3 protein-coding genes are annotated in these 3,598 nt (G+C 39.9%); all 3 read left to right on the top strand.

Annotated features, from left to right (window positions below; all coding sequences use genetic code 11):
• Nucleotides 1–197: 197 nt before the first annotated feature.
• The 3 genes from tnpA to tnpC are packed head-to-tail and all read left to right on the top strand — an operon-like array spanning nt 198 to nt 2,510.
• Nucleotides 198–518 carry an IS66 family insertion sequence element accessory protein TnpA gene (tnpA, locus tag K8O68_RS12910; protein ID WP_230897290.1) on the top strand — a complete coding sequence of 107 codons (321 nt, stop codon included), beginning with the start codon at nt 198–200 and terminating at the stop codon, nt 516–518.
• Complete coding sequence (gene tnpB, locus K8O68_RS12905) at nt 515–871, top strand: IS66 family insertion sequence element accessory protein TnpB (protein ID WP_230897289.1); 357 nt, start codon at nt 515–517, stop codon at nt 869–871. The genes tnpA and tnpB overlap by 4 nt, the downstream gene beginning before the upstream one ends.
• 49 nt (nt 872–920) lie before the next feature.
• Nucleotides 921–2,510 (top strand): IS66 family transposase, encoded by a 1,590-nt coding sequence (gene tnpC, locus K8O68_RS12900; protein ID WP_230897291.1) that lies wholly within the window; start codon nt 921–923, stop codon nt 2,508–2,510.
• Nucleotides 2,511–3,598: the final 1,088 nt, after the last annotated feature.

Here is a 3,598-nt window from a genome sequence, read left to right as displayed (position 1 = left end):
AAATATATTCCAGTTTCAATATATATCCATATTTATGCGTGAGAATCTTATCTGGTGTTTGTGAAATTGTAAGTATCCGTTAGTATTTAGAAGAAAATTAAACTTTATAGAGGGAGGTAAGCGTAAAACCCTCCCCACATGTTATTTCATTTTATGAGATGTCATCATAGACTTATCAAAATGAAGGAAGTGATGTGATGGTACCACAGGAATACCGTGAATTATGGGCAGACCGGATCACTCAATATAAAGCAAGCGGTCTGAGCGTGGTAAAGTGGGTTGAAACGCAAGAAGGTATAACGGTTCATCAGGTTCGGTACTGGATTAAAAAGTTTAACCAGGAAAAGAAAAATGAAACGTCTTCGACGTGGTTGCCTGTGAATGTGACGAAGCCACCTGCGGCTCAAACAAAGTCCGTTATCAAAATCGAAATATCGGAAGACTTTAAAGTGGAAGTATCCTCAGGCTTTGATGAGACGGCTTTACGTGATGTGATCCGGGTGCTTAAAACATCATGATTCACAACCGGACCATTGATAAGGTCTATTTAGCCCGAGGAACAACAGATCTGCGAAAGTCGATAGATGGACTGGCAGCTATTGTCCAGGAAGGCTTTGACCTGGATCCCTTTTCTCCCTGTTTATTTGTCTTTTGTAATCGCAAACGTGATAAATTAAAGATTCTTCAATGGGAGCACAATGGGTTCTGGCTTCATTACCGAAGGTTAGAAAAGGGACGTTTTCCATGGCCTGATGCAGACCAGCTGGAGGCAATGGCCATTACCGAGCGACAGTTAAGGTGGCTCTTAGACGGCCTGTCTATTGAACAGCGTCATGCCCCTCCCGAAGTCTCGGCAGAAAAAGTGATATGAACATGATTTTTTTGAAGGAGTTTAAATCATGGTGTCGAAACGAGTAAGCATGGATAAATCAACGAAAAACGCCACCCGAACAACTGAAAATTTGGAAGAACGTGTGTCTACACTTGAAAAGGAAAATGAAGAACTGGCAGCTCAATTAAAATGGTATCAGGAGCAATTTCGACTTAGCCAGAAACAGCGTTTTGGCTCTTCAAGTGAGAAAACAGATCCTGACCAGATTGAGCTGCCTCTTTTCAATGAAGCTGAAGTAACTCAGGATCAGTCTGTGGAAGAACCGACAGTTGAAACAATTACATATGATCGAAAAAAGACACGCAAATCCCGCAAAACCACAACGGAGAACCTCCCTTCAGAAACGGTTGAGTACGATTTACCGGCAGAAGAGCAGGTTTGTTCGTGTTGCAATGGTGATTTACATAAGATGAGCCAAGAAGTCCGGGAAGAAATCAAAGTCATTCCCGCAGAGGTCAAAGTGGTTAAACATGTGCGACATGTCTATGCGTGCCGTTCGTGTGAGAAAAATGGCACCACGACACCTGTGGTCACAGCTGACATGCCAGAATCTGTGTTTCCAGGCAGTTTAGCCTCGCCATCTGCGATGGCCTATATTATGGAACAGAAATATGTGCAGGGGCTACCCCTTTACCGCCAGGAAAAACAGTTTGATCGCCTTGGCGTTCATTTGTCACGACAGACCTTATCCAACTGGCTGATGTACGGGGCAGAAACCTGGCTGGCTCCGGTCTATAGCTGTATGGTCGACAAGCTGAAAACATGTGATGTTCTCCACGCTGACGAGACAACGCTTCAAGTCCTTAATGAACCAGGACGACCAGCGATGTCGAAATCTTACATGTGGCTTTATAGAACAGGCCGGTCGGATCCTCCGATTGTGGTATTTGATTATAAAACCACAAGGGCAAGTAAACATCCCCGGCAATTCCTTAATGGATTTAAAGGCTATCTCCATGTGGATGGATACGCCGGCTATAATGCAGTTGGATCTGAGGTTCAGCTTGTGGGATGTTGGGCTCATGCCCGTCGTAAATTTGACGAGGCTGTCAAAGCATTACCTAAATCTGAAAAACAGTCGACCACTGCAGCCCAGGAAGGACTGGCTTACTGCAATAAGCTCTTCGAAATAGAGCGAGAGCTCAAAGAGCTCAATCTTCCTTATGATCAGGTGTATAAAATGCGAGAGAAGCGCTCCCGGCCCGTGTTGGAAGCTTTTTCAGGCTGGCTAAAAAAGATGCGGCCCAAAATACTGCCGAAGAGCCTTTTAGGAAATGCGATCACTTATTGCTTGAACCAGATGGATCGCCTTCAAACATTCTTAAAGGATGGAAGGCTGGAGATTGATAATAATCTAGCAGAACGTACGATCAAACCGTTTGTGATTGGAAGAAAAAACTGGCTCTTCTCCAATACCGCCCGAGGTGCGGAAGCGAGCTCCATAATTTACAGTGTCATTGAAACGGCTAAAGAAAACGGTCTTAACCCTTTCCAATATTTAACGTATCTGTTTGAGATCTTACCAAATATAAAAGCTTCCGATATCGACCGTCTTTTACCATGGTCAACGGAATTGCCTGACTATGTCACGAGAAAAAGTACGTCTACTCAAGCATAATGAGATCCCCATCTATTTAATAGGTGGGGATTATTTGACGCTTACTTATCAATGTGCTAATCTTTTTATAAATTGGTATGTTATTTGTTATGTTGATATTTTAAAACTAAAAAGATGCATGGATATAGATGGAGAATGTGAATGATTGTATTTAGGCTAACGGGAGGGGGGATAGTAATATTAAAAGGAGGGACTTTTTTTAAGTAGTGTGGTTGTTCTAGATTTAAAAATTCTTTTGTTTATTATTGCTATAATTATCAAGTCAAATAAAACCCCAATGACTAAATTCGATTTAATTTATGTTAAAGCCTTTAAGGTTTTTCAGAGCCAATCATACATAAATCTAAAACTGAAGAATATATGAAGCAATACCAAGCGTTAAGAGGCATTCATGGCTCCCTATTGATAAAATCATTCATAAATAATTCATAAATAAACTCCTACTAATTAGAAAAGCAGAGACAGAGATTTTTGTTTCTGTTTGAGAATAATGAAAGGCCTCCAATATTTGATTCCTTATTTTCGGTATATTATAAATGAAATTACTTTGTCACCTCGTCAATTTCTTATTGATTTAACATTCCATTATAAATCTAGGACTGTGAATAAGAAGATTCCAATAACAATAGAAACAATGGGAGAAATGGTTATAGGTTTTCCTAGAAACTGCATGCTAATCGTTACACCTCCTTTTTGCACTTCTAGTACTCAACTATTATAAAATAACTATATTATGGTTGAGGTTTTAATGATTAATAATTTCTGTCTAAAATTGATATTAAAATCTTTAAACACGCTTTAGAGCGCGGCCCCCATCGGTCGGTTTTGGTGCTTTGATAGAAAAAAGGTATTCTACATGAAAATGTTGTATTCCATAATTATAATTGAATGCCAAAAAGGGCGTTTTCATATTGTTGTGATCTTACTTTATCCGAAACCTCCCTCTATAAAGTTTAATTTTCTTCTAGATACTAACGGATACTTACAATTTCACAAACACCAGATAAGATTCTCACGCATAAATATGGATATATATTGAAACTGGAATATATTTTTACAGGCCCAAGTCCATCCTAACGGCCAAACAG

It is taken from the genome of Salipaludibacillus sp. CUR1 (genome assembly GCF_021028955.1).
GTDB lineage: Bacteria > Bacillota > Bacilli > Bacillales > Salisediminibacteriaceae > Salipaludibacillus.
Note: the sequence above shows the minus strand (reverse complement) of the source record. Positions and strands in the feature narration are given on the sequence as shown.

Coding starts and splice junctions, on each gene's coding strand:
- tnpA (WP_230897290.1), top strand. CDS start 198: ATGGTACCACAGGAATACCGTGAATTATGGGCAGACCGGATCACTCAA.
- tnpB (WP_230897289.1), top strand. CDS start 515: ATGATTCACAACCGGACCATTGATAAGGTCTATTTAGCCCGAGGAACA.
- tnpC (WP_230897291.1), top strand. CDS start 921: ATGGATAAATCAACGAAAAACGCCACCCGAACAACTGAAAATTTGGAA.